This is a genomic window from Collinsella aerofaciens, from assembly GCF_902501475.1.
GTDB classification, from domain to species: domain Bacteria; phylum Actinomycetota; class Coriobacteriia; order Coriobacteriales; family Coriobacteriaceae; genus Collinsella; species Collinsella aerofaciens_AL.
Window position 1 is genome coordinate 92,413 of record NZ_CABWIF010000043.1, and the last position, 26,543, is coordinate 118,955.

Here is a 26,543-nt window from a genome sequence, read left to right on the forward strand (position 1 = left end):
CGCTTCGCAAACCCTGCCCAACATGCGCCGGGGCGCCCATCACGCGGGCGCCCCGGCGTTTTACGTTGTATGCCCGGAGCATCTGCTCCGAGATTGTCTCGATCTGTAACAACTAAGACCCAAACATCGGTCTTACTGTTACAGATCGAGACGTTCGGGTTACCCTCGAATGGTTTGTCTTGATCTGTAACAGTTACTCGGTAAAACGGGGTCTAGTTGTTACAGATCGAGACGTTAGTTTTCGGCCGATTTCTATGTCTTGATCTGTAACAGTTAGAGGTCATTTCCCCTGCTAGATGTTACAGATTGAGACATTGAGTTTTCTGCCAACTGTTTGTCTTGATCTGTAACAACTATGGTTCAAAAACCGGTCCAGATGTTACAGATCGAGATGATTGGTTGGGACGGTCACCGATTGAGCAGCCACCCTCATCTGTAATGAAAAGTCATACATTCCAACTATTACTAGACACCCCCAGGGGGTATGGGTGTATAGTATCGGCAGGTTAACAATTCCAACACCGAACCACAGAAAGGAGAAGCCATGGCTCAAGATAAGTTCGACGTGGGCGGCATGACATGTGCCGCCTGCCAGGCGCACGTGGACCGCGCCGTAAGCAAACTCGACGGCGTCCAAAGCGTCGCGGTCAACCTACTCGCCGGTTCCATGATGGTCGACTACGACCCCGCGCAGGTCTCCCCCGCCGATATCTGCACCGCCGTCGACCGTGCGGGCTACTCGGCCTCGCCCGTCGATGCGGGTACCGGTGCCGCCGGCTCAAACGGCAGCACGCAAGCCAGGTCCGGCGCCGCCCATATGGAGTCGCCGACCAAAAAGTTGGAGGCCGCCGCCTCTGCCATGCGCACTCGTCTCATCGTCTCGATCGTATTCCTCATCCCACTGTTCTACATAGGCATGGGACACATGCTCGGCTGGCCGCTGCCCGGCATTTTCACCGACCATATCCACAGCATGACGCTCGCCCTCACCGAGCTCGTCCTGCTCATCCCCATCGTCTATGTCAACGACGCGTACTTTATAAACGGGTTTAAATCGCTCGCGCATGGCGCGCCCACCATGGACGCCCTTATTGCCGTGGGCGCCACCGCCTCCATCGCCTGGTCGCTCTACGCCATGTTCATCATGGCCGACCAGCTGGCCACAGGTCAGGTGCACGAGGCAATGATGACAAGCATGGACAACCTGTATTTTGAGAGCGCCGGCACGATCCTGTCGCTCGTCACCGTGGGCAAATACCTCGAGACGCGCAGCAAGTCCAAAACCGGCGGCGCCATCGAGGCGCTGATCGACCTGGCGCCCAAGACCGCGACCGTCGTGGCAGAGGACGGCAGCGACACCACCGTCGACGTCGACAGCATCCTTCCCGGCCAGGTCCTGCGCGTGCGCCCCGGCGAGTCCATCCCCGTCGATGGCGTGGTGCTCGAGGGCAGCTCGGCCGTGGACGAGAGCGCGCTCACCGGCGAGTCCATCCCCGTGGAAAAGACCGCCGGCGATACCGTCAACGCCGCCACCGTCAACCGCACCGGCTCGTTTACCTTCCGCGCCACACGCGTGGGTGCCGACACGTCGCTCGCCAAGATCATCAAGCTTGTCGAGGACGCCAATGCCACCAAGGCGCCCATCGCCCGCCTGGCCGACAAGGTCGCCGGCGTGTTCGTGCCCGTGGTGTTTGCGATCTCGGCCGTGACCTTTGTGGCGTGGATGGCGCTGACCGGCAGTATGAACGAGGCGCTCACCTCCGCCGTGGCCGTACTGGTGATCAGCTGTCCGTGTGCATTGGGCCTGGCAACGCCCGTCGCCATTATGGTGGGCACCGGCAAGGGCGCCGAGATGGGCATTCTGTTTAAGAGCGCCGAGGCACTGGAGAACCTGCGCAGCGTGGGCACTGTGGTGCTCGATAAGACGGGCACGGTCACCCGCGGCAAGCCTGCCGTGACCGATATCGTGGTAGCCACGCGCACTGACGGCTCGCCTGTTATGAGCGAAAAGGCGCTGCTCAAGCTTGCCGCCGCGTTGGAGCGCTCAAGCGAGCACCCGCTGGCCGAGGCGATTATGGCCGAGTGCGAGACGCGCGGGATCGTCGCGCGCATGGTCGAGGACTTTGCCGCCGTGCCCGGACGAGGCGTTACGGCGCGCGAAGGGCAAAACGCCATTGCCGCTGGTAACGTGCGCCTGATGAACGAGCTGGGCGTTACCGTGCCCGCGGGTCTTGCCGAGCAATTTGCCGCCGAAGGCAAGACGCCGCTGTTCTTTGCCAAGAACAGCGAGCTTGCCGGCACCATCGCCGCGGCTGACGAGGTCAAGGAGACGAGCGCCGAGGCCATCGCCGCGCTCCGCAAGCTCGGCATCGACGTGCGCATGCTCACCGGCGACAACCGCGTGACGGCCGAGGCCATCGCCCGCCGCGTGGGACTGAGCAGCGAGCAGGTCATCGCCGACGTCCTCCCTGCCGACAAGGAGCGCCACGTCCGCGAGCTGCAGGATGTGGGCGGCAAGGTCGCCATGGTAGGCGACGGCATCAACGACTCCCCCGCCCTGGCGCGCGCCGACGTAGGCCTTGCTATCGGCACCGGCGCCGACATCGCCAAGGAGGGCGCCGACGTGGTACTCATGCGCAGCGACCTCATGGACGTCGCCCGCGCCATCGAGCTGTCGCGCGCCACAATTCGCAACATCAAGCAGGACCTGTTCTGGGCGCTGTTCTACAACGGCATCGGCATTCCGCTGGCGGCGGGCGTGTTCTTCCCCCTCACCGGTTGGCAACTCTCGCCGATGTTTGGCGCCGCGGCCATGAGCCTGTCGAGTGTCTGCGTCGTAAGCAATGCGCTGCGCTTAAAATCCTTTAAGCCAAAAGTGGCAAAATAAGCTCACCATTAAGTCCATTTAGAACGGGTTTTCCAGGTGCCCGAGATTGACCTGAAAGAGGAGCGACGCGTACTTTGGTACGCGAGCGACGGCTTGAAGGTCAAGGTCGGGTGCCTGGGAAAGCCGACACAACAGGGAGGAATACCCATGCGTTACACAATCAAGACTTCCGGCCTCATGTGCGGCCATTGCGACGCCACCGTCGAGACGGCGCTGCTCAACGTTGCCGGCGTGACCGACGCCGATGCCGATCACGAGACTCAGACCGTACAGGTGGAGTGCGCCGACACCGTGACCGCTGAACAGCTCACTGCCGCCGTCGAGGGCGCCGGCGAGAAGTTCCACGCCCTTTCGGTGACCGCCGCATAGCAGTCGCTGCCTACTCAATCCTCAGAAGTTGCGGTGAAATACGGACTGTTGAGCCGCCCTAGGCCTTTAAACAGTCCGTATTTCACCGCAACTGACGGGGGCATCCGGAAGATCGACCAGAAACGAGGACCCGCCATGATGGCAGACCACAAATCGGTGACCCGCATGCTCAAGACGGCACGCGGCCAGATCGACGGCATCTTGCGGATGGTCGAGGAGGACCGCTACTGCGTCGATATTTCCACGCAGCTCATGGCCACACAGGCGCTCCTCGCACGCATTAACGCCGACGTGCTCAAGGCGCATATCGAGGGCTGCGTGACTTCTGCAATCGAATCGGGCGACGAAGACCTCAAAGCCGCCAAGCTCGCCGAGATCGAACGCGTCGTCGACAAGCTCTCCAAGTAATTGGGGCATTGGGGACAGACTTCTTTGCACCGTCTTGGTGTTCCGGGGACAGGCATGTTTGCACCACCTTGGTGCAGATTAACCTGTCCCCCTTGCTCTAAATCGGGTATAAAGGCGTGCAGTATATCGAACGAAAGGCAATTTGCATGAATGACTTTATGAAGGGTCGCAATGGCGCCGATGAGCTCACCATCGTGATGGGTTTTGCCGGCATCGTCATCGCGATGATCGGATCGATAGCCCGCATCCAGTGGCTCAGCTGGATTGCCATCGCCGTAATCGTGATTGGCGTGCTGCGCGGCCTGTCCAAAAATATCGATGCACGTCGCAAGGAGAACGAGGCCTTTGTCGCCACGACCGCCAATGTTCCCGGCTTGGGCAAGTTCGTCGCCAGCTTGGGCGGCGGTGCTGCAGCGGCCAGCACCTCACGCGCAGCCGGCACCAGCAAGGAAGACTTTGAGCGTGCCAAGCGCACGGCCAAGAAGATGTGGAAGGGTCGCAAGACCACGGCATACCTCAAGTGCCCCAACTGCGGCCAGATGCTCTCCGTCCCCAAGGGCAAGGGCAAGATTCGCGTCACCTGCCCCAAGTGCCACGCCAAGATGGAAACCCGCTCCTAGCCGCAACACCATAGGGCATAAAAAGCCGAGGCCTCGCACTGAGACCTCGGCTTTTTTGATTATGACAAAGGGATTGCCCCTTTGTCACATCGCCATATCGCGCGCTTACGCCACGCCGTCGCGGGCGAGCTCCTCGGCCAGCGCCTCGGCCGGCATTGCCATAATCGTGTCGAGCTCGGCGTCCACCTCGGGAATACGCTTCACCTTGAGCTTGCGCACCAGATCACCGCGACACATCACATGCGTCGGCTCACGCAGTGCGCACAGGTCATCGAGCGGGTTCTCGCGCGTCACCAGGATATCGGCAGCCTTACCGCACTCGATCGTGCCGGTCTCGTCGCCCAGCCCCAGCAGCTCGGCATTGATCTGCGTAGCCGTATGCAGCGCGAAGGCGTTGCTCACACCCACGTACTTAGCAAAATAGGCCACCTCACGCCACATGTCGTACTGCGTCACGAACGGGCAGCTCGAATCTGTGCCAAGGCCCACCCTAACACCAGCTTCCAGTGCAGCGCGAGCGCTCTCGATGATGCCCGAGCACACGATGTCGCCGTTCTTCTTTTGTGTATCGGTCGAATGGGTCTTTTCTGGATCGAGCAATACAAACGGCAGCGCCGGGCTGATAGTGCAGGTCACACTCGGCGCGCGCCCCTCAAGCTGTGTACCCGCGGCGCCACGGTACAGCTCCAGAATCTCGGACGTCAACGGAGCGCCGTGCTCAATCGTGTCAACGCCGGCCTCAAGCGCGGCCTTCACACCCTCGGTACTCTCGACATGGGCCATGACCGGAAGGCCCATATCGTGCGCCGCCTTGCACGCCGCCGCGGCAACCTCCACCGGCATACGCAGCACGCCCGGCTCGCCCACCTCGGTCGCATCGAACACACCGCCCGTTACGAACAGCTTAATGACGTCGGCACCGCGCGCATACAGGTCGCGCACCTGTTCGGCTGCCTCGGCGGGACTGTTGGCCACCTGGGCGAACAAGCCTGCACCATGGCCGCCCGGCACTGTGACACCCGTTCCCGGCGCCACCAGGCGAGGGCCTTGATACTTGCCGGCATCGATAGCATCGCGCACGGCAAGATCGGCAAACAGCGGGTCGCCCGCGCCGCGCACCGTGGTCACGCCACTTGCCAGCTGTTGTTGGGCGCTGCCTTTGAGGATATGGCGCACGATGGCGCGCCCCACTGGATTATCGAGCTTTTTCATCAGCGCGCCCGCATCGCCCGCCGAAACCGGCTTACCCGAACCGCACAGATGCACATGCATATTGATGAGACCCGGCATGAGATACGCACCGCCCATGTCGATGACCTCGGCACCCGCCGGCGCCTGCGCCACGGCGCTCGGGCCAATCCAGGTGATGACACCGCGCTCAACGGTCACGGCCATATCGGGCTGCGGCTCCATATGTTCCGAGCCATCCAGGACGGTCGCATTGATAAACAACGTGGAACGATCGGCAGACGCCATATCGAGCTCCTCCCCCTCAGAAAACTTGAACATCTGTCCATTATTATCCAGTGTAGCCCGATTGCCACAGACATATCGGTTAACGGAGGAAAGAGCGGGATGTGGGGGACGGAATACGTTGCAGTCCCACTCCAGCGACACCAGGGAAACATCTCGATCTGTAACAGGTACAAGGTTGTTGGGCCCCTTGCTGTTACAGATCAAGACATTCGGTCGACGTTTCACCGGTTTGTCTCGATCTATAACAATTACGAGCTCAAACAACCTCTAAACGTTACAGATCGAGACAAAACCTCTCAGCGCCCATACCACTGACGTCTCCACTCCTCAGCCAAATCGGGCCGTCGCGGAATACCTGCCAACCTCATTTTCTCGACCAGCTTCCCCGGGTCTTTGAGTTCGTTAAACGTAAACCGAAGCACCTTATGCCCGAGCATTGTCAGATGGGACTCCCGTTGACGTTCTGCCACGAATGGGTCGACCGACTCCCGGACCTCGCCGCTCTGCAGGGTGTACTTCCCCTTTCCGTCGAGCTCGCCGATGACACACGTCCCGTCCTCGAGCTGCCAAAAATAGTCGACGCGAAATACCTGGCTCGGATCGAGCGGGTCGCGAAACTCCACCTGCAGCTCCGGAACCGGAAAGCCGTACGCAATAAAGAACGCTCGGAACCGAGACTCGCCACCGTTTTCGGACAGCCCGTCCGCATACGACGCAATCACCTGTGCCCTACGATAACCTCGCCTGCCCTCGCAATCGACGCGGAGGCGCTCGCACAAATCCCCACGTGATACGCCTTTCGCCCGCAGTGCAGAATCGGCAATCGCCAACCCGTAGGAGAACGGCGCACGCAGCAAGCAATCCTCCACCGTGCGCCAAAACGACGTCACCCGCACGCCATCAACACGCTCGAGCGCGCCCGCCATCTGTGGACGTAACAACCTGCACCCGCTGCTCAACGTCACCGAACAACCCGTCTTAACAAGAAAACGCGGCCCAAGCAGATCATTCGGCACCTCCAGACCCCATATCAGTGCGGCGTCATATCCCCAAAACGCCCAATCGGGATGAAATTCCGCAAGCCCTTTGATAGTCCTCAGTGCTCGCTCCGTCAACGTCAATGCATCCCAATCATGCTGAAAACAGAACAGGTACGGCTCGGGCTCCGCGATATCGTCGGTTCCAACATGGCGTCGCAGCCACATGAGCTCGGTATTGTCATGCGTTGCGAGCAGCGCACCTTGCTTGGCCGTCTCCGTGAGCCGCGCGAGCATCCTATTCCGCGCCAACGTGTTGCGAGTCGCATGTTTGTGTTTGAGAACGGTATTAGACACTTTCATCACCACCACGTCAAACAAATGGACCATCGCCGCTGTTGCCTCCGCTGGCAAATGTCTTGATCTGTAACAGGAAGACCGATTTTTGGCCGCTAGATGTTACAGATCGAGATCTTTCGACACCGCGTCCAACCTTTGTCTCGATCTGTAACAGTTAGACGTTCTCCAGCCCCCCAAACGTTACAGATTTAGACAAACCAGCGGCGCCCAAGCGTTCGTCTCAATCTGTAACAGGTAGACCGGTTTTTTGTCCCTAAACGTTACAGATCGAGACAAAGTCAGGGGCAGCAGGGCGACACCAGTCACATCCCCTACTCCCACTCCTGCTCGTAGATGTTGAGCGACTTTACGTACCGCCCCTGGGCGCCCATGATGTCGCGGACCAGACGCAAGAAGAAACTGATGCACGAGGTGTCAAAGCCATCCTGCAGGTCCTCCGGATGCACCGCACCAGGCCCATCGACCGCCGTGTCACTCAGGCGTGCGATGTCATACAGATAGAGTTGTCCCGCCGTCAGCCAGACATCGTCGACGCAGGCGAGGCGCACCGCAATCGCGCCGTCGCTCCAATGCTCCTTTTGCACGATATGCGGGTCGTAGACATCAAAGCGACGGTCGGTGCGCGTATCCTTCAGCGCAACCATGCCGTTCGCAGGATCCTTGTCCAAAATGCCAAAGCGCGAGAAATACTGTGTGTCGCGTACCTGCTCGAGCCGCTTGAGCGAGGCAGGCGAAAGCGATGCCGACGGCTCATCAACATACAGCTCGAGCAGCGTCTTGCCATGGCGATAGGGGCGCTCGAAGAGCAGCCAATCGGTAAATGCCATGTTGTAGGCCATGATTTCGTTTTGGGAAGGCTCGGTGCAATAGCCGAGCCACGGGTCGACAATGATCTCGAACTGCTCGCGCGCCGGCTCCAAAAACTGAAACTTCCGCAGCATCCAAAAATGGGCCATGTCGGCAATATCGTTGCCGACGGCTTCGGCCAGATGCGCTCGGTCTAAAACGTGGTCAGTCACGGCATCCTCCTCAAACTAATGGATCTCAATTTGAGCTTACGAGGAGGGTGGGCAGCCACGACCAGCGCGGGCAAAATAGGCCTCCGGCTGCAAACCAACTGCTGACCAAACACTTGACGGGACACTTGACCGAATGAGCGCACCGCAACAAAACCGCAGGTAAACATAGACGGCCAACCCGCCCTTTTGAGCCAAGCGCCCCCGGCCACCACAGAAACAGCAGAGCACCACAGCTCAAGAAGACGCCGAATGGACACTCGCGCGTCGACAAACGGACAAATCGGTCGCAAACCCGCAAGGAGTGTCCCCGAATGCCGGCACATAAGGAACGTCCCCAGCTACCGGCACTTGGGGACGTTCCTTATGTGCCGGCCGTTGGGGACAGCCCTTGACGATTCAGCTGTGGACAGCCGCCTTACAGCTCCAGTGCCTCGGCGACCTCGGCTGCGCAGGCCAGGGCATCGGCCATGGCGCTCACCACGAGCGAGCTGCCGTTGCGGGCGTCACCGGCCACGTACACCGGTGCGGCATCCGCGGCGACGCCGTCGACACGGGCCGCAAGATGAGAACCCTCGGCAGCCATCACGGGCAACGGACGACCCGCCGTGACAACAGGCACGCCGACAGCTTCGAACACACCGTGCTCGGGACCCGTAAAGCCGCAGGCGATGAGCACCAGCTGCGCCGGTACCTCGTGCTCGGAGCCCGCGATGCGCTCGGGCTTTCCCGCCGACCAGTCCAGATCGACCACGCGCAGACCCGCAGCCGCACCCTTCTTGTCCAGCAGCACCTCGAGCGTATCCACGCCCCAGGCACGCATCTCGCCACCCATCGCAGCGATAGCCTCCTGCTGGCCGTAGTCGGTCTTCTTAACGTTGGGCCACTGCGGCCAGGGGTTGCTCGCCGCGCGCACATCAGGCGCCGCCGGCAAGAACTCAAACTGGCGCACGCTGCGCGCACCCTGACGTACCGCGGTGCCCACGCAGTCGTTACCGGTATCGCCGCCGCCAATGACCACGACGTCCAGGCCGCGTGCATCGATGACAGGCTCGCCGCCATCGAGCACCGAGACGGTCGAGGCCGTCAGGTAGTCCACGGCATACACCACGCCTGGGGCATCCACATTCGTAGCCGAAAGACCGCGGGGCGCACGTGCACCAGCAGCCACCACGACAGCGTCAAAGCCATCGAGCTTGGCTGCCACCGCAGGGTCCGTCACATCGGCACCCAGCTCAAACACAATACCCAGCTCGCGCATGAGCGCCACGCGACGCTCGACCACGGACTTCTCGAGCTTCATGTTGGGAATGCCGTACATGAGCAAACCGCCCGGGCGGTCGTCGCGCTCAAACACCGTCACGCGAGCGCCACGACGCGCAAGCTCCCATGCCGCCACCAGGCCAGCAGGACCGGAGCCTACCACGGCAACCGTGGGTGCGCCCTCCCCTGCCGGCTCAAAGCGACGCGGACCGCCGTTGGCCCACTCATGGTCGCTGATCGCACGCTCGTTGTCGTGAATCGACGTGGGCTGGCCATCGACCGAACCCAGGTTGCACGCGGCCTCGCACAGCGCCGGGCACACGCGACTCGTGAACTCGGGCATGGGCGAGGTAAGCGACAGACGCTCGGCAGCCTCGTCCCAGCGGCCACGGTACACCAGCTCATTCCACTCGGGAATCAGGTTGTGCAGCGGGCAGCCGCTCGGGCGTGCCTTGCCAAAGCTCGCACCCATCTGACAAAACGCCACGCCGCACATCATGCAGCGGCTCGCCTGAGCGCGACGTGCATCGTCATCGAGCTCCACGTACAGCGGATCAAAATCATGGCTGCGCTCCTCCACGGGGCGGAGCTCGTGGGTCACGCGATCGATATCAAGAAAAGCACCGGGCTTACCCATGGCACTTACGCCTCCTTCTTGGTCGAAGCAACAGAGCTGGCAGCCACGGACGCAGCGCCTGCAGCACCGCCCGCGACATCAAAGCGAGCGACATCCGCAGCGCTCGCGCGACCGGTCACGATGTCAAACGCCAGCTCCTCGGCCTGCGCATGCGTCTTGCCGGCAGCCTCACCCGCAGCGACAATCGCCAGCACGCGCTCGTACTCGGTCGGAATGACCTTCACAAAGTGCTTGCTCATCGTCTCAAAGCTGTAGAGCAGCTTGATGCCGCGCGGACTCTGCGTCGCGTCCACGTGCTCCTGGATGAGCGCACGAATCTGTGCCAGCTCACCGGCCGTCGGGGCTTTAAGCTCAACGCTCTCGTGGTTCACACGGGCATCGAGCGTGCCGTACTGGTCAAAGACGTAAGCCACGCCGCCCGTCATGCCGGCGGCGAAGTTCTGCCCGACCTCGCCCAGGATGAGCGCCAGACCCCCCGTCATGTACTCGCAGCCATGGTTGCCGCAGCCCTCGACCACCACGGTGGCACCGGAGTTGCGTACGCCAAAGCGCTGGCCGGCCAAGCCGTTAATGAAACCGCGACCGCTCGTGGCGCCAAAGAACGCAACATTGCCCACGATGATGTTCTCGTCGAACTTGTAGGTCGCATGCGGGTTGGGGCGCACCGACACCTCGCCGCCCGAAAGGCCCTTGCCAAAGTAGTCGTTGGCGTCGCCGCACACGTTGAGCGTAATGCCGCGCGGCAGGAAGGCGCCAAAGCTCTGACCAGCCGAACCATCGCAATCGATGGTGATGGAGCCGGCGGGCAGGCCCTCGGGATGCGCCTTGGTCACCGCGTTGCCCAAGATGGTGCCCACGCAGCGGTTGACGTTGGCGATATCGGCGCGGAAGCGAATCGGACGCAGGTGCGCACGGGCATCGGCCGTATAGGGCACAAACAACGTGGAGTCGAGCGTCTTGTCGAGCTCGCTGTCGGCAGCCATCTGCGGCAGGAAGTGACGACCGTCGGCACCCGGGATGTGGGCACCAAACTCACAGGTCGCGCTTGCCAGCACGGGCGACAGATCCAGCAGGTTAGCCTTGCGGTTGCCCGGGACCTCGATCTGGCGCAAGCACTCGGGATGGCCGACCATCTCGTCGACGGTGCGGAAGCCCAGGCTCGCCATGACCTCGCGCAGCTGCTCGGCAACAAAGAGCATAAAGTGCTCGACGTGCTCTGGCTTGCCGCGGAAGCCGCGACGCAGGCGGCAGTTTTGCGTAGCAATGCCAGCCGGGCAGGTATCCTGCTGGCAGTCGCGCTGCATGAGGCAGCCCATGGAGATGAGCGGCATGGTCGCAAAGCCAAACTCCTCGGCGCCCAGCAGGCAGGCAACGGCGACATCGGTACCGTCCATGAGCTTGCCGTCGGCCTCGAGCACCACGCGTGAGCGCAGACCGTTTTGCAGCAGCGTCTGCTGGGCCTCGGCAAGGCCAAGCTCCAGCGGCAGACCGGCGTGCCAGATCGAATCGCGCGCCGCAGCACCGGAGCCGCCGTTGTGGCCGCTGATCAAAATCTTGTCGGCGGCACCCTTGGCCACACCGGTGGCGATGGTGCCGACGCCGGCCTCGCTGACCAGCTTGACCGACACGCGTGCGCCGGGGTTGGCGTTCTTAAGGTCAAAGATCAGCTCTGCCAGGTCCTCGATAGAGTAAATATCGTGGTGCGGCGGGGGCGAAATCAGGCCGATGCCGGGCGTGGACTGACGGACCTCGGCGATCCAGGGATAGACCTTCTTGCCGGGCAGGTGGCCGCCCTCGCCGGGCTTGGCGCCCTGGGCCATCTTGATCTGAATCTCGAAGGCGCTGCACAGGTAGCGGCTCGTCACGCCAAAGCGCGCGCTTGCCACCTGCTTGATGGCGGAGTTCTTGGAGTCACCGTCAGCCAGCGGGGTCTCGCGACGCGGATCCTCGCCACCCTCGCCCGAGTTGGAACGGCCGTGCAGGCGGTTCATGGCGATGGCCATGCACTCGTGTGCTTCCTTGCTGATGGAGCCGTACGACATGGCGCCGGTGTTAAAGCGGCGGACGATGTTGAGCGCGGGCTCGACCTCGTCGAGTGCCACCGGGGTGCGGCCGTTGGCATTAAAGTCCAGCAGGTCGCGCAGGCGCACGGCACGACCGGTGCGGTGCAGGCGGGCGCTGTACTCCTTAAAGGTGTCGTAGCTGTCCTCACGGCAGGCGGTCTGCAGCAGGTAGACGGTCTGAGGGTCGATCAGGTGATCCTCGCCGCCAAGCGGGCGCCACTTGGTCAGGCCCAGCGTGGGCAGTTGATCGGGAGCCGGGCTCTTAAGGATAGCGAGCGCGGCGTCGTAGCGCTCGTTTTGCTCGCGCTCAACGTCCTCGACACCCATACCGCCCACACGGCTCACCGTGCCGGCGAAGTACGCGTTGACAAACTCCGGCGTAAAGCCCACGGCCTCGAAGATCTGCGCCGAATGGTAGCTCTGCACCGTGGAGATGCCCATCTTGGACATGATGGAGACGATGCCGGCGGTCGCAGCCTTGTTGTAGTTGGCAATACCCTGCTCGGCCGTCACGTCCAGGTCGTCGCGTGCCGCCAGATCGCGGATGCACGCATGTGCGTTGTACGGATAGATGCCGCTCGCGGAGTAACCCACCAGTGCCGCAAAGTCGTGCGGGGACACGGCGTCGCCACACTCCACCACGATGTCGGCAAAGGTGCGCACGCCGGCGCGGATCAGGTGGTTGTGCACGCAGCCCACGGCGAGCAGCGACGGCACGGGCACCTCGCCCGCAGCGGCACGATCGCTCAACACCACGATGTTCACGCCGTCGCGGACCGCAGCCTCAACGTCCTCGGCAAGCTGCTTGAGCGCAGCCTGCAGTGCGCCCTCGCCGGCGTCGCGGCGGTAGACGGCACGGAAGCGGCGAGTCTTAAAGCCCACGCGGTCGATGGCGCAGATGCGGTCAAACTCCTCCTCGTTAAGCAACGGACGCTCCAAGCGCACCAGCTGGCAGGCCGTACGGGAATCCTCGAGCAGGTTGCCGTGGTTGCCCAGGTAGAGCGTGGTCGAGGTGACCATATGCTCGCGAAGGGCGTCGATGGGCGGGTTCGTGACCTGGGCGAACAGCTGATAGAAGTAGTCAAAGAACGAACGCGTCTTCTTAGACAGGCAGGCCAGCGGTGCGTCGATGCCCATCGAGGCGAGTGGCGCCTTGCCCTGCTGGGCCATGGGACGCACGACCTCGTCAACATCATCCCAGTGATACCCGAGCTTAGCCATGCGCACGGCGGCGGGCACCTCGGCGTCCTCGGCAGGCGTTGCCGCGGCAGGCCTATCGAGCGCGTCGACGGTCAGCGTCTCCTCGGCAATCCAATCACGGTAGGGCTTTTCCTTGGCGTAACGGGCGCGCAGCTCGTCGTTGTAGATGACGCGGCCGCGGGCAAAGTCGACCTCGAGCATCTGGCCCGGTCCCAGGCAGCCGCTCGTCAGGATGTTCTCGGGGCGCACCTCGATGGTGCCCACCTCGCTTGCCAGCATAAAGCGACCGTCGCGCGTCACATAGTAGCGGGCGGGACGCAGGCCGTTACGGTCGAGGGCGGCACCCAGCGTGCGACCGTCGGTAAAGGCGATGGCCGCCGGACCATCCCACGGCTCCATAAGCATGGACTGGTAAGCGTCGTAGGCGCGGCGCTCCTCACTCAGGCTGTCGTTGTGGTCCCACGGCTCGGGCAGCAACATGGACGCGGCACGCGTGAGCGGGCGACCGTTCATGACCAGGAACTCAAGTACATTGTCCAGAATCGCGGAATCGGAGCCCTCGCGGTTGATGATGGGCATCACACGCTCAAGATCGTGCTGCAGCACGGGGCTGTACAGGTTGGGCTCGCGGGCGCGGATCCAGTTGACGTTGCCCTTGAGGGTGTTGATCTCGCCGTTGTGGATGATATAGCGGTTGGGGTGTGCGCGCTCCCAGCTGGGCGTGGTATTGGTGGAGTAGCGCGAGTGGACGAGTGCCACGGCCGTCTTGACGGCAGCGTCGTTGAGGTCGATGAAGAAGCGGCGCATCTGCGTGGCGACCAGCATGCCCTTGTACACGATGGTGCGCGAGCTCATGGAGCACACATAGAAGATCTTGTTGCGCAGGGCAAACTCGGCGTCAGCCTTCTTCTCGATGGTGCGGCGGCACACGTACAGGCGGCGCTCGAAGGCGTCGCCGGCGGGCGTGTCGTCCGGACGGCCCAGGAAAGCCTGCAAGATGGTGGGCATGCAGGCGCGGGCTGTCTCGCCCAGGTCGTGCGGGTCGACGGGCACCTCGCGCCAAAAGAGCAGCGGCACGCCGGCCTCGGCGCAGCCCTCCTCAAACGCGCGACGGGCATCCTCCACGCCCTTGTCGTCCTGCGGGAAGAACAGCATGGCCACGCCATAGTCGCCCTCTGCCGGCAGAATCTGGCCGCACTTTTGAGCCTCTTTACGGAAAAAGTGATGCGGAACCTGGAACAGGATGCCGGCGCCGTCGCCGGTGTTCTTCTCGAGTCCGGTGCCGCCGCGGTGCTCCAAGTTGACCAGAATGGACAGTGCATCGTCCAGAATCTGGTGATGACGCTCACCGTTGATATCGGCAAGCGCGCCGATGCCACATGCATCGTGGTCGAATTCGGGGCGATAAAGGCCCTGCTGCTGAGCGGAATCTGCCTGCATCGCGATCCTCCCCTAGATATTAGACAGTCAGTTGAATAGGCATACTAGGAGCATCGCCGACCCGTTGTGTTTCCCGCCCGTTTCGAAACAATCGCGTAACGCACGCCCTACGAGTGGGTGCCGCCGAGCTCAAGGACGGCAACAAGGGCCCAAGTTCGACCTGTAAACTCACCGCTTCAAACATCTCAATCTGTAACAGGAGGAGCCGATTTTGGCGCTCAGATGTTACAGATTGAGATTTTCTGCAGGACAGTTTTGGTTTATCTCAATCTGTAACACGAAGGGCCGGTTTTTGCAGCTAACTGTTACAGATCGAGATATTCCATAGGACCATTTCTTCCTGTCTTGATCTGTAACACCTAGGCCCAATTTCCATCCCTAGTTGTTACAGATCAAGACATTTCGGTAATCCCCTTTCACCATCCTATTCAAATACAATTATTTTGTTAGTCTTGTTTAACTTTTTAGCATAAAACGGGTATCCTTTGCGGCGTCAAGCAAACGGCACGCAGGAGCTCACCATGCTCAACCATCTCAAACATCATTTTGGCTCCCGACGCACCGGCGGTCACGGAGGCCTAGACATTGCGCGGCATATCGGCCCCGGGCTGCTCGTGACCGTCGGCTTTATCGACCCGGGCAACTGGGCCTCCAATATGGCCGCAGGCTCGCAGTTTGGCTACGCGCTGCTGTGGATCGTCACGCTGTCCACGATTATGCTGATCGTCTTGCAGCACAACGCGGCGCACCTGGGCATCGCCACGGGCGCCTGCCTTGCCGAGGCCACGACCCGCTTTCTCCCCCGCTTCGTTGGGCGCACGGTGCTCGCCAGTGCCTATCTCGCGACCATCGCCACCGCCATGGCCGAAGTCCTGGGTGGCGCGATTGCCCTTCAAATGCTCTTTGGGCTGCCCGTGCGCGCGGGCTGCGTCATCATGGCGGCAGTATCGATGGCGATGCTCATGACGAGCTCCTACAAGCGCGCCGAGCGATGGATCATCGCCTTCGTAGGCGTGGTAGGACTCTCGTTTTTGGCTGAGCTTACGCTGGTCAAGGTCAACTGGCCGCAGGCCGCCGCAAGCTGGATCACACCCAGTATGCCCACCGACTCGGCCGCGATTATCGTAAGTGTCCTAGGCGCGGTCGTTATGCCTCACAACCTCTTCCTGCACTCCGAGGTCATCCAATCCATGCACTTCGAAGGCCAAGGCGAGCAGATTATCGAGGAACGTCTGCGCTACGAACTCTTCGACACGCTCTTTTCGATGGGCGTGGGCTGGGCGATCAACTCGGCCATGGTCATCCTGGCCGCAACGACCTTCTTTGCGCACGGCATTCTCGTAGACGACCTCGCCGTCGCAGCGGACACGCTCTCCCCCATTCTGGGCCCGGCAAGCTCGACCATCTTTGCGGTGGCGCTGCTGTTTGCGGGCATATCGAGTAGTGTGACGGCGGGCATGGCGGCGGGCACCATCACCGCGGGCATGTTCGACGAGGAATACGACATCCACGACCGGCACTCATCGATTGGAGTGGCGGTCTGTTTCGTCGGCGCAGTGGCGGCGTGCCTGATCGTCCCGAATCCTTTTGAGGGTCTCATCTGGAGTCAGGCGCTGCTGTCGCTTCAGTTGCCGATTACGGTCTTTGTGCTCATACGACTCACCAGTTCGCCCCGCGTTATGGGCAAATACGCCAACTCGCGCCCGCTCGACGCGCTGCTCGTAGGGATCGGCGTCATCGTGACGATTCTCGACATCGTGCTGCTAACGGGAATGTAATTGAGATGGCGTGACTGTCCAGATATAACGTCTCAATCTGTAAAACGTGAGACCGTTTTAAACCGTCAGATAAATCAAAAGGGTCCCGGCCGAGAATTCGACCGGGACCCTTGGACAGAGCTATATGTTGTTGCAAGTCGTGTGTCTACGAGCTACTCCTCGACAAGCTCAAACTCATCGGGGCCGACGCCGCAGACCGGGCACACGTAGTCCTCGGGCAGCTCGGGCGTGTCGACCTCAACCTCGTAACCGCAAACGGTGCACACAAACTTATACGTCTTCTTCTCCTCAGCCATGATGTTCTCCTCTCGAACGTGACTGCTGGTGTACTTACTTATTAGTATATATTCTCAATAACATAATGCAAGTATTTTTAGAACATTTCTAGCCTTGATACGACGAGGCTTTGGGCGGCGTCTTGCCCTTTAGCACCTTGTGATAGTAGTCGTACGTCAGCGGCGTCTCGTCGCTCAGGCGCTCGGCATCCTCGACCTCGCCAATAAACAGCAGATGCGTGCCCACATCCACAGTGTCGATCAAACGGCAGCTAAACAGGGCCGCCGCGTGCTCAGGCACATAGGGCATGCCCAGAGCCGTCTCGCGGGTCTCGTATTTGGCAAACTTGTCATAATCGCTGCTGGTGCGGAACCCAAAGTTACCGATGTAGAGCATATCGGCCGTCTGATCGATCACGGTCAGCGCGAACGCTTTGGCCGATGCGATGATGCCCGAGGTGACATTGTCCTTGTTCACGGCAACCGAAATACGCGGCGGCATGGACGTCACCTGCACCGCAGTGTTGATGACGCAGCCGGCGCGCAACCCGTCTGCCGCAGCGCTCACCACGTACAGACCGCTCGGCATGGTAAAGAACGCAGTTTTGTCCATAACGATCACTCCCCTAACTCGGGTTGGAACCTCATGAATGTATGTACCCACAAAAAAGGCGGCACCCATAACGGACGCCGCCTTTGAGACATATGTGTCAGAACAATAAGAAAGATGAGACGCCCGCAGTTGCGGTGAAATAGGGACTGAATAGCCCCTCAAACAGGCAAAACAGTCCGTATTCCACCGCAACTTATACAGAGTGCCTAGCGGTTGCGTTCCTTAAGGGCGCGGTCGATCTCGCGTTGGACATCACGCTTGGCCATGTCCTCGCGCTTGTCGTAGAGCTTCTTGCCGCGACCCAGACCCAGCAGCAGCTTTACGCGGCCGTCGGTATTAAAGTAGAGCTCCAACGGAACCAGCGCATAACCACGGTTGCGAAGTTTGCCGTCAAGAAAGTCGATCTCCTTGCGGTGCAGCAGCAGACGACGCCGACGATCGGGATCGCGATTCCACACGCCACCATGGCTATAAGGGTGGATATGCAGGCCGACGAGCCAGCACTCCCCGCCGCGGATCAGCGCGAAGGTATCGGTGATCTGGCAGGCGCGCTCGCGAATCGACTTGACCTCGGTGCCACTCAGTTCAATACCGCATTCGAACGTCTCATCGATAAAGTACTCGTGATGTGCCGAGCGATTCTTGGAAATGAGTTTGCGCTCGCGCTTACTGGGCATCGCCGGCCTCCTTGGCCTCATCGGCGTTTGAGCCCGCAGTCTCGCGCTTTGCCTTGCGCTCGGCATTGAGCTCGGCATCGCTCTCGCGCACCAGTTTGATAATCGCCGCGCAGGCCTCCTCGCCCACCAAGTCGCGAGCACGTACCGTCAGGCGCGTCGCCTCCTGCTTGTCGCCGTCGCTTGCAGCATCGGTCGCGCACATAATCAGGCAGATGGCAATCTCGGCCGAAGGCGAGGTCGGCACGCCTTGCAGGGCCAATTCACCCATCACGTGGTCGTCGCTCTCATCAGCGGCATCCGGATAGGTGGTATGGATCTTGTTGAGCAGGCGCGTCGTATGCGCATCGTTGGGCGCCAGGCGCAGCGCCAGACGCGCGCAGCCCACGGCAGCCGAAACGTTCTCGGTCTCGGGCTCCAAGAAGTACTGACCCAGATTGGCGTAAGCGCGGGCGGCGCACTTGCCATCGCTTGCACGCTCCAGCACCGAGAACGAGAGCGATGCCCATTCCTGCTTGTCCTCGAGTGCGCGGAACAGCTCGGCCAAATCCAAGCGATAGTTGCAGTTCATGGGGTCCCAACGCACAGCCTGCATCAGGGCATTACGAGCGCTCACATAATCCTGCTGGCGAATGTAGGCAAACGCCATATCAGAGTACAGGCGGTCAAACGGCACCTCGACCTGCACGAGCTCGCGCGGATCCTTCTCCACGCGGCGATAGGCCAAGCGCTCAAACTTGCTATCGAAGCTAAAGTATTGGCGCTTCTCCTCCGTCTTGCACTCAGCGTCGATATACTCCTCGGCGAGCTCCACCAGACGCTCCAGCAGCGGCGTCGCCGTAGCCAGGTCGCCCTGCGCCAGATAGTTCTCGGCATACGTGATGTCTTGCAAGCTGATGGGCAGATCCATGGCTACTCCTCGATCTGAGCGAAACACGGCAGGCGCCGTATATACGGTCAATACACAAAACCCGGGTCTCTTACGAGGCCCGGGCGTTCAATTTTGGTAGCCCGTACCAGATTCGAACTGGTGATCTCCGCCTTGAGAGGGCGGCGTCCTAAACCGCTAGACGAACGGGCCATATGTAGCAAATGCAATGGCTGGGATGGAGGGAGTCGAACCCCCATTGACGGAACCAGAATCCGCTGTCCTGCCATTAGACGACATCCCAATGACTGCATCGCTGCGCTCGGCTGTGCCTTTGCGCAAGAAAGAAATATACGGGAAGTCTCGCCGTGACGCAAGCCCCAATTTTGACTTTTTTGAAATTCAGTCAAATTGGCCTAATTTAGTCCAACCCGTGAAGGACCTGTGAAGCCGACCGCTGTACACGAAGGGCAAAACGCCGCGAGCGGTAGCCGTCAACCGTTGGCAGATTCTACCGCGAAAACGATAGCACCAGGCAACACAATCGAAGTATCAATGATCGCGTAGATATCGAGGCGCCATGGACGAAGAGCTTGATTACCTATGGGAGACCCTGGGCCTTGAGATCACTGCCGACCTTTGGCCCGAACGGGACAAAATCCATCCCACACTGCGCCCCGCCATTACTGTGGTGCAGGCAAAATACCGCCGTGCATCCTTTTTGATCATGCGGATGTCATGGCACGCGGGACTCCCCGACCTTAAGCGAATCCAGGCAAGCCTCGTCGAGTTGTCCGGCATGCCAACCGTCATATCCGAGGCGCACCTGGAGCAGCGCCAGCGCGAGCGACTGCAACAGCAGCGGATTCCCTTTATCTGCCCCGGCGTTCAGGCATATCTGCCCTTTATGGACGAGGAGTACTGGAGCGGCAAGCCCAACAAACACGTAAAGGTCTACGATCCGCACGAATGGGCACAGCTGGCGGACTGACTGAGGCAGGCCCGCCGGCGGAAAGTGCGTCCCAGATTTCAAGCTCAGGAAACCGTGTCCCACAATCGAAGCTCAGAATGGGACGTGCTTTCCGCAACCGGCCACTTTGGGAAAGCGCATCCCATTCTGGAAGCGAATTCCGGGTCGCACTTTCCGCAGCCGCTACAGCAACGCCTCGGCCCAAGCCGATTCCCTAAAGCCGGGAATCGCAAAGTCGTCGCCCACCAGCAGCGGACGCTTGACCAGCATGCCGTCGGTCGCCAGCAGCTCGTAGCACTCCCGATCCGTCATGCCCGCATCCAGACGCGCCTTCAGGCCCAGCTCTCGATATTTCATGCCCGACGAATTAAAGAAGCGCCGCACCGGCAGCCCCGAACGAGCAATCCAGGTCGCAAGCTCATCAGCCGTGGGATTGTCCAAAACGATATCGCGGTCGATATACTCAACCCCATGTTCGTCCAGCCATGCCTTGGCCTTCTTACAGGTCGAGCACTTGGGATATTCAACAAACAGTACGGTCATGGGAATCCTCCGAATATAGATCGGCCAACGCAGACACACGCCACACGAGGCGCCTTCGTATGATGGGCCAATTGTAGCCCGCGGGTCACACGTTAAACGAACCGTACCCCGAATCCGCGCTTGATAAACGGCAACAGCTCCATTGCCTCGGGCGTGATATGGCCCGCAACGTTCATGCGCTCGTCACCGGGAAGATCGACCCGCGCAATCTCAAGCTCGCCTTCGTAGCGCCCATATCCGCTATTACTCACAGCAATCGACCCCGCCTTTCGCGGCAGGCCGGCTCCGGCATCCGTCGGCACGGAATCCGGCTTAAGCGTCGTACGTGACTCCTGAGACCTAAAGATGAGGACGCTCGAGTCGGGCCGGTCGTGGTGAATCTGCCCGCGCACATAGGCATAACCGGGCTCAAGCTCGCATTGCAGGTCCACGTATCCGGCGGAAACTTGAGCAAACTGCGCCCAGCCCGCATCGGAAAGATCGGGGTCGCCGACCAACACAATGTCGCAATCGGCGCCATGTGCAAGCTCAAGCATATTGAGGGCAACCTTTGACGCGCGACCGCGCTGCGCCTCGACCGTCGGCAGTCCCTCGAATACCGGCCCGCGAACGTTAGCATCACCCGGCACAAAAGCCATGATTTCGAATCCAAGCGCCGCAAGACGAAGATTCGTCCGAGCAACATCTTCAAGAGCTAAACCGGTATAAGGCTTGGGGTAAAAATTGTGGCAGGCGGCAAAACGAGTCACATCGGCACCGGCCTCACGCCACGATGCGATTTCATCAGAACTCACCGTCGATGCATTGACCACAATGCGAAATACACCGGACAGCTCCGCGACCCGTTGGGCGCTAAAGCCATAGTCCAAACGAAGGTATTCCAACCCCAGATCGCGCAGGTCCTCGATGCGCTCAAGCCCAAGCAAATCGCACGTGCGAGGCCCCACATCGGCAATGAGCGCAATGCCACGGGCGGAAAGCAGCGACAGCACATGACGGACCTTATCGGCATACGCCGCTCCCCCATCCTCGGGAATATGCAGCGAGGTGAACGCGTAGCGCGCACCCGCCGCGGCACCACGCTCAATCGTCCGCTCAATATCCTGCAAAGGGCTGGAAAGATAAATCGAAATACCCGTTTTCACGCTTCAACGCTCCTTTAAAAAAGGCCGGCGGAGCAGCTAGCCCCGCCGGCACAACCATAACATCAAGAAATCTGCCGCGCGCCGCGAACCCCGAGCAACACGGCTCGCGATATCAAACTACTCGCCAAAGAACTCGTTGATCTTCTGCTCGTCGACGCCAAAGAACCACGTCAGGACAAAGCCGGCGGCATAGGCAAGCAGCATAGCGGCAACGTAGCCGAGCTGCTGGCCAGGAACGACGATCAGCAGGCCAAACAGACCGGAAACACCCTGAGAAACCGTGCCGATGTGAAGCAGCGCCGCGAGCGCGCCGCCAAATCCGGCACCCAGGCAGGCCGTCACAAACGGACGAACGAGCGGCAGCGTAACAGCATACATCAGAGGCTCGCCCACACCCAGGATTCCAACGGGAATGGACTCTGCGACGTACTTCTTGAGCTTGGCGTTCTTGGTCTTAAAGTACAGCGCCAAACCGGCACCGACCTGGCCGCCGCCAGCCATCATAAGGATGGGAAGCAGGTAATTGATACCCTTGGTAGCGCCGTCGGGATCGTTGAGCATAGCGTGGATCGGCGTGAGCGCTTGATGCAGGCCGACGGACACCAGCGGCAAGAAGCCTGCCGACAGGATATAGCCGCCCAGGACGCCCAGCTTCTCGAAGATAAAGGTCAAAACGCTAAAGATGGCAGTCGTCAGCCATGCGCCAACCGGCTGGATGACGAGCATCAGAGCAAAGGCGCCGATGATGAGCACCAGCAGCGGGGACAAGAACGTGTCGAGTGCGTTGGGCATAATCTTGCGAATCTGACGCTCCATCCAGGCAAAAAATGCGCCAGCGATGAGAGCCGCGATCATGCCGCCCGCTGCGGGGTTGTACTGCGCATTGGTGAGCGGCAGCAGAATGGCAGTGGCAGGATCAGCCGCGCCAGGCGCAAGCAGGGGCATGGCACTGTTGGCGATACACATCATGCCGGCGATGCCGCCCAGCGCAGCGGAGCCACCAAACTCACGTGCTGCGTTATAGCCCACCAAGATGGGCAGATAGGCAAACAGGGCCCAGCCCATGGAGCGAATGCCCTGGTACCACCACTCGCCTGCAAGCGCGCCTGCCGTCGAGACGTTAATGACGTTGCAGATACCGTTGATGAGGCCAGCCGCAATGATGCCGGGAAGCAGGGCGACGAAGACATTGGAAATCTTCTTGAGGAAGGCCTGAACCGGCTTGGACTCGTACTTGGCCTTCTGCGCGGCCTTGTTTGTGGCCGCAGCATCAACCACGCTCTCATCGGCAACGCCTTTCGCAAGGCCGGTGAGCTTGGAGAACTCCTCGAGCACCTTATTCACCTTGCCCGGACCCAGCACGATCTGCATCGTGTCGTCCTCGACCAGGCCCATCACGCCGTCGAGCGCCTTAATACCCTCCGTGTCGACGTTGCCCGTGTCTTTGACGGTCACGCGCAGGCGCGTCATGCACGCCGCGTTTGCGAGCACGTTGTCTTTACCGCCCAAAAGGTCCAGCAGCTTTTGAGCCAGCTCTTTGTTCGTCATAACTCCTCCTTGTATTGGGTATCTCGTCTAGATGTCATATCAGCTCACGCCGTGCACCTATTGGACATCGGCATTGCTCTTCTCATGGCCACTCACCGCAGTACGGACATGGCCGTGCGCCCGTTCAAGAGCTACCGCAGCCTGCTCGGCATCGCAGTCCAACAGCACCGAGACAATAGCGGTTTTTACGTGGCCGTCGGCATCCGCAAGCGCCTGAACAGCGCGCTCGCGCGCGCAGTCGGTCGCTTCCATCACGATGTTCTGGCCGCGCACCACCAACTTCTCGTTCGTCTGCTGCACATCGACCATCAGGTTTTGGTACACCTTGCCGATTTTGACCATGGCACCGGTCGGAATCATGTTGAGAATGAGCTTTTGAACCGTTCCCGCCTTGAGCCTCGTTGAGCCGGTCAGCACCTCGGGACCGGGCACGGGCTCAATGGCAAGATCTGCGCTCTCCCCGATCTTCGACCCTTGGTTGCAGGCAATTGCAATGGTCTTGCACCCAGTTGCCTTGGCGTACACAAGGCCGCACACCACATAAGGAGTACGACCGCTTGCCGCCAGGCCAACGACAAGATCCTTGTCCGAGAGTCCACGCTCTCGCAGGTCGTTCGCGCCAAGCTCCTCGCTGTCTTCGGCACCTTCGACAGCCTTGATAAACGCCGTCTCGCCTCCGGCAATGAGCCCGACAATCAGATCGGGTGACACGCCAAACGTGGGCGGACACTCCGAAGCGTCGAGTACGCCCAGACGACCGCTGGTGCCTGCGCCCATGTAAAAGACGCGCCCGCCGCGCTCGAGTGCCTCAGCAGCCCAGTCGATTGCTGTGGCAACCTGGGGCAGCACTTTCGTGACCGACTGGACGGCACGAAGATCCTCATCGTTCATCGTCGTGACGATTTGCAGCGATGTCATCGTATCGAGGTCCATTGACCTTTGATTACGCTGTTCGGTCGTGAATTTTGTTAAATCGAGCATTTCATTCACCTCATCTTTCCTGTTTCTCGATGTAGTTTTGCTTAATGACATGCGTCGCCCGTTCGTAGTCGCTGGCAACGTAAGCGGCGTACAGGGCATCGACAACCATAAGCTGGGCCATACGCGAAGCCATGGCACCGCTGCGGACCAAGGGTTCACTCGCAGCGACGCCGAGCACGGCATCGGCCATGGTGGCAAGCTTGGATGATCCATCTACTTTGGTAACGGCCACAACGGGACAGTTGTGGCGTTGAGCCTCGGCGGTGCAGTCCAGCACTTCTTGCGTCAAGCCCGAGTAACTAAAGGCGATTGCCATATCGCCCTCATGCATGTTCTTGGCACATAAGAGCTGATCATGCCAGTCGTCGTACAGATGGCACTCTTTGTCGACACGCATGAGCTTTTGCGCCAGATCGTGCGCGACCAAACGAGAGGCACCAATACCGAACAGATTGACCGCGCGTGCCCGCTTAAGACGGGCTGCGCATCGCTCCAAGACGGTGTAATCGAGCGTTCGCGCCGTCGCCTCGATCGTGCGCACGTTGCTTTTCATCACCTTCCCCACGATACGTTCGACGCTGTCATCCATGGAGATGTCCTCGAGGGCAACGTCTTTCTTGTCACCTAAGAGCGCCAGCTCGGCAATCAGTTCGCGCTGGAACTCCTTGTAGCCCGCAAAACCCAAACGCTTGCAAAAGCGCAAAATGCTCGAGGGCGAGGAGAACGTGACATCGGCAAGACCGCGGACGGACAGCCCGACCACCTCGTGCGGATGAGCGCTTACATATGCGATGACATTGCGTTCCGCCGGGCTCGCACTGAGCCCACGCTCGCGAAGCCGCAAAAGCAATCCGTTTGCCATCTCAAACACCTCCGTTGAGAAGAATTAAAGACCAACGAACGATTCGTACCGGATACAAACAGCTTTTGTGGTACATTGTGCCGCATCGTGGCGCACAAAGGGCGAGCGTTCTACCGCTCGCCCCTCAAATCCGACCGCTCGGAAATACGCGCGACACAAAATAATTCAACAAGGTCGCATTATCAGAAACGGGTTTGTTACCGGCTAGCGCCTTGCATGGGCGCCGATCGACCGAGTCGCATGGCGCACCAACGCCGCTGCCAGCAATACCAACAGCATGGCGGTGACATAGCCCGCAGCATCGAATCCTAAATCGATAACGTCGAAATGCCTGCCGGGAACAAAGATCTTATGCACCTGATCGCCAACGGAGCAGGCGGCGCAAAAGAGCAATACGGGCACGCAACGGGAGCATACGCTCCACGGACGCCTGGAAAGGCAAACCACGACCACGGAGGCGAATAATCCGACGAAGAAAAACTCTACGGTATGGGCAACGCGACGGACGTTTGTGCCCACCCACATGCGAATGGAAGCAAGTCGGCCAGACCGGACATTCGAGGCAGCCGAATCGGCGCCCCCGGTCATTCCGTTCTCTGTCTGGGCTTCACCCGTGGCATCGGCAGCCTGAACGCCCGTAGCCTGACCCTCCACCACACGCGCGGTGGACTCGCTCAGCAACGACGTCTCCACCGCATTTTGCTCCGTCAGCACCCAGATGCCCGCCAGCGTTGCAGCGAACAGAACGATCGCGGTCCATCCGATTATTTGTTTTACGCGCGCCAAGGGCCAACCTCCTTTTTTGAATATCAGCGAGTGTAGCCCCAAATGGCATCGTCACCGTATCAAAATTTGAATCGCAACAGGAAGCGACAAAGCGACGCAAACCCCTACCCCGCCTCGCGCATCCAGCGATCGAACGTCCCCACGCACACGCCCAGGCACTTTGCTGCCTGGCTGCGGGTAATATCGCCCGCCTCATAGCTATCGCGCACCAGCTCAAACTGAGGAGGGCACGGCTTGCGAGGTCGACCGAAACGGACCCCTCGCGCCCGCGCCGCTGCAATTCCCTCCGCTTGGCGCCGATGGATATTCTCGCGCTCCACATGCGCCACGTAGCTCAGCAGTTGCAGCACAATATCGGCAATCAGGACGTTGGTCACATCCGGCGCGCCGCTGGCCCTAGCGCGCGTGTCAAGCAATGGCATGTCCAACACCACAATGGCAACCCCGAGCTCCTTGGTAATGCGTCGCCATTCCTCAAGAATCTCGGAGTAATCACGGCCAAGTCGGTCGATAGAAAGCACCACCAGCACGTCCCCGTCTCCCAGGACGTGCAGCAGCTCGCGATAACGCGGTCGATCGAAGTCCTTGCCGCTCGCATGGTCGGCATAAATATTCGCCGAGCCCACGCCATAGGCGCCCAGCGCATCCAGCTGCCGATTCAGATTCTGATCGCGCGAACTCACCCGCGCATACCCGTACACCGTCGCCATCTCATCCCCGCTTTCTTGTAAACCTGCCAAAAGGGACAGGTTTATTTTGGTAGGTTTTACCTCTCAAATAGCAG

The 26,543-nt window shown here is 60.4% G+C and carries 22 protein-coding genes and 2 tRNA genes; 6 read left to right on the top strand and 18 right to left on the bottom strand.

The features are described from left to right. Window positions 1-544 precede the first annotated feature (544 nt). The 4 genes from GDJ93_RS07530 (at window position 545) to GDJ93_RS07545 (ending at window position 4,284) form a co-directional block, all read left to right on the top strand. Window positions 545-2,887: a heavy metal translocating P-type ATPase gene (locus tag GDJ93_RS07530; protein ID WP_152068325.1), complete on the top strand. Its 2,343-nt coding sequence runs from the start codon at window positions 545-547 to the stop codon at window positions 2,885-2,887. A gap of 147 nt (window positions 2,888-3,034) precedes the next feature. Next, window positions 3,035-3,256, top strand: coding sequence for a heavy-metal-associated domain-containing protein (locus GDJ93_RS07535; RefSeq protein WP_152068326.1), 222 nt, complete (start codon window positions 3,035-3,037; stop codon window positions 3,254-3,256). A 138-nt stretch (window positions 3,257-3,394) separates the two neighbouring features. Further along, complete coding sequence (locus GDJ93_RS07540) at window positions 3,395-3,664, top strand: metal-sensing transcriptional repressor (protein WP_226812542.1); 270 nt, start codon at window positions 3,395-3,397, stop codon at window positions 3,662-3,664. A gap of 146 nt (window positions 3,665-3,810) precedes the next feature. Further along, window positions 3,811-4,284, top strand: a complete 474-nt coding sequence (locus tag GDJ93_RS07545) for a hypothetical protein (protein ID WP_117774298.1) — start codon at window positions 3,811-3,813, stop codon at window positions 4,282-4,284. 105 nt (window positions 4,285-4,389) lie between these two features. Here GDJ93_RS07545 and GDJ93_RS07550 read toward each other — a convergent pair whose 3' ends face one another. From GDJ93_RS07550 to gltB, 5 genes are all read right to left on the bottom strand, one after another. Next, window positions 4,390-5,760: an amidohydrolase family protein gene (locus GDJ93_RS07550; protein ID WP_152068327.1), complete on the bottom strand. Its 1,371-nt coding sequence runs from the start codon at window positions 5,758-5,760 to the stop codon at window positions 4,390-4,392. Window positions 5,761-6,056: 296 nt separating this feature from the next. Then, window positions 6,057-7,127 carry a hypothetical protein gene (locus GDJ93_RS07555; RefSeq protein ID WP_152068328.1) on the bottom strand — a complete coding sequence of 357 codons (1,071 nt, stop codon included), beginning with the start codon at window positions 7,125-7,127 and terminating at the stop codon, window positions 6,057-6,059. Between the two features lie 281 nt (window positions 7,128-7,408). After that, window positions 7,409-8,116: a hypothetical protein gene (locus tag GDJ93_RS07560; protein WP_152068329.1), complete on the bottom strand. Its 708-nt coding sequence runs from the start codon at window positions 8,114-8,116 to the stop codon at window positions 7,409-7,411. A 415-nt stretch (window positions 8,117-8,531) separates the two neighbouring features. Next, window positions 8,532-10,013, bottom strand: a complete 1,482-nt coding sequence (locus tag GDJ93_RS07565; RefSeq protein ID WP_152068330.1) for a glutamate synthase subunit beta — start codon at window positions 10,011-10,013, stop codon at window positions 8,532-8,534. Window positions 10,014-10,018: 5 nt separating this feature from the next. Next, window positions 10,019-14,716, bottom strand: coding sequence for a glutamate synthase large subunit (gltB, locus tag GDJ93_RS07570; RefSeq protein WP_152068331.1), 4,698 nt, complete (start codon window positions 14,714-14,716; stop codon window positions 10,019-10,021). Between the two features lie 485 nt (window positions 14,717-15,201). Here gltB and GDJ93_RS07575 point away from each other — a divergent pair, with 485 nt between their 5' ends. Next, complete coding sequence (locus GDJ93_RS07575) at window positions 15,202-16,494, top strand: Nramp family divalent metal transporter (RefSeq protein WP_226812543.1); 1,293 nt, start codon at window positions 15,202-15,204, stop codon at window positions 16,492-16,494. 152 nt (window positions 16,495-16,646) lie between these two features. On the opposite strand, the gene GDJ93_RS07580 is transcribed toward GDJ93_RS07575, so the two are convergent. The 6 genes from GDJ93_RS07580 to GDJ93_RS07605 all read right to left on the bottom strand — a co-directional run bounded on the left by GDJ93_RS07580 (window position 16,647) and on the right by GDJ93_RS07605 (window position 19,228). Continuing rightward, complete coding sequence (locus GDJ93_RS07580) at window positions 16,647-16,790, bottom strand: rubredoxin-like domain-containing protein (RefSeq protein WP_006235327.1); 144 nt, start codon at window positions 16,788-16,790, stop codon at window positions 16,647-16,649. Window positions 16,791-16,878: 88 nt separating this feature from the next. Then, window positions 16,879-17,382: a flavin reductase family protein gene (locus GDJ93_RS07585; RefSeq protein WP_152068332.1), complete on the bottom strand. Its 504-nt coding sequence runs from the start codon at window positions 17,380-17,382 to the stop codon at window positions 16,879-16,881. Between the two features lie 206 nt (window positions 17,383-17,588). Then, window positions 17,589-18,059 carry an SsrA-binding protein SmpB gene (gene smpB / locus GDJ93_RS07590; RefSeq protein WP_006235325.1) on the bottom strand — a complete coding sequence of 157 codons (471 nt, stop codon included), beginning with the start codon at window positions 18,057-18,059 and terminating at the stop codon, window positions 17,589-17,591. Beyond that, window positions 18,049-18,966 carry a tetratricopeptide repeat protein gene (locus tag GDJ93_RS07595; RefSeq protein WP_152068333.1) on the bottom strand — a complete coding sequence of 306 codons (918 nt, stop codon included), beginning with the start codon at window positions 18,964-18,966 and terminating at the stop codon, window positions 18,049-18,051. The genes smpB and GDJ93_RS07595 overlap by 11 nt, the downstream gene beginning before the upstream one ends. 94 nt (window positions 18,967-19,060) lie before the next feature. Beyond that, window positions 19,061-19,137: transfer RNA gene (locus tag GDJ93_RS07600), tRNA-Glu, on the bottom strand. A gap of 17 nt (window positions 19,138-19,154) precedes the next feature. Beyond that, a tRNA-Gln gene (locus tag GDJ93_RS07605) sits at window positions 19,155-19,228 on the bottom strand. 276 nt (window positions 19,229-19,504) lie between these two features. On the opposite strand from GDJ93_RS07605, the gene GDJ93_RS07610 reads away from it, so the two are divergent. Further along, entirely contained in the window at window positions 19,505-19,915 is a 411-nt protein-coding gene (locus tag GDJ93_RS07610) for a hypothetical protein (protein ID WP_006235322.1), read from the top strand. Between the two features lie 162 nt (window positions 19,916-20,077). On the opposite strand, the gene GDJ93_RS07615 is transcribed toward GDJ93_RS07610, so the two are convergent. The 7 genes from GDJ93_RS07615 to GDJ93_RS07645 form a co-directional block, all read right to left on the bottom strand. Beyond that, on the bottom strand, window positions 20,078-20,437 hold the full coding sequence (locus tag GDJ93_RS07615) for an arsenate reductase family protein (protein ID WP_118226386.1): 360 nt from the start codon (window positions 20,435-20,437) through the stop codon (window positions 20,078-20,080). A 92-nt stretch (window positions 20,438-20,529) separates the two neighbouring features. After that, window positions 20,530-21,582, bottom strand: a complete 1,053-nt coding sequence (locus GDJ93_RS07620; RefSeq protein ID WP_152068334.1) for a MupG family TIM beta-alpha barrel fold protein — start codon at window positions 21,580-21,582, stop codon at window positions 20,530-20,532. A gap of 117 nt (window positions 21,583-21,699) precedes the next feature. Next, window positions 21,700-23,130, bottom strand: a complete 1,431-nt coding sequence (locus GDJ93_RS07625) for a PTS transporter subunit EIIC (protein WP_152068335.1) — start codon at window positions 23,128-23,130, stop codon at window positions 21,700-21,702. 57 nt (window positions 23,131-23,187) lie between these two features. Beyond that, window positions 23,188-24,111, bottom strand: a complete 924-nt coding sequence (gene murQ, locus GDJ93_RS07630; RefSeq protein ID WP_152068336.1) for an N-acetylmuramic acid 6-phosphate etherase — start codon at window positions 24,109-24,111, stop codon at window positions 23,188-23,190. Between the two features lie 10 nt (window positions 24,112-24,121). Continuing rightward, window positions 24,122-24,973 carry a MurR/RpiR family transcriptional regulator gene (locus GDJ93_RS07635; RefSeq protein WP_152068337.1) on the bottom strand — a complete coding sequence of 284 codons (852 nt, stop codon included), beginning with the start codon at window positions 24,971-24,973 and terminating at the stop codon, window positions 24,122-24,124. 204 nt (window positions 24,974-25,177) lie between these two features. Further along, a complete protein-coding gene (locus GDJ93_RS07640) occupies window positions 25,178-25,759 on the bottom strand; it encodes a VanZ family protein (protein ID WP_193221491.1) in 582 nt (193 codons plus the stop codon). 104 nt (window positions 25,760-25,863) lie between these two features. Next, window positions 25,864-26,469, bottom strand: a complete 606-nt coding sequence (locus GDJ93_RS07645) for a recombinase family protein (RefSeq protein WP_152068339.1) — start codon at window positions 26,467-26,469, stop codon at window positions 25,864-25,866. Window positions 26,470-26,543: the final 74 nt, after the last annotated feature.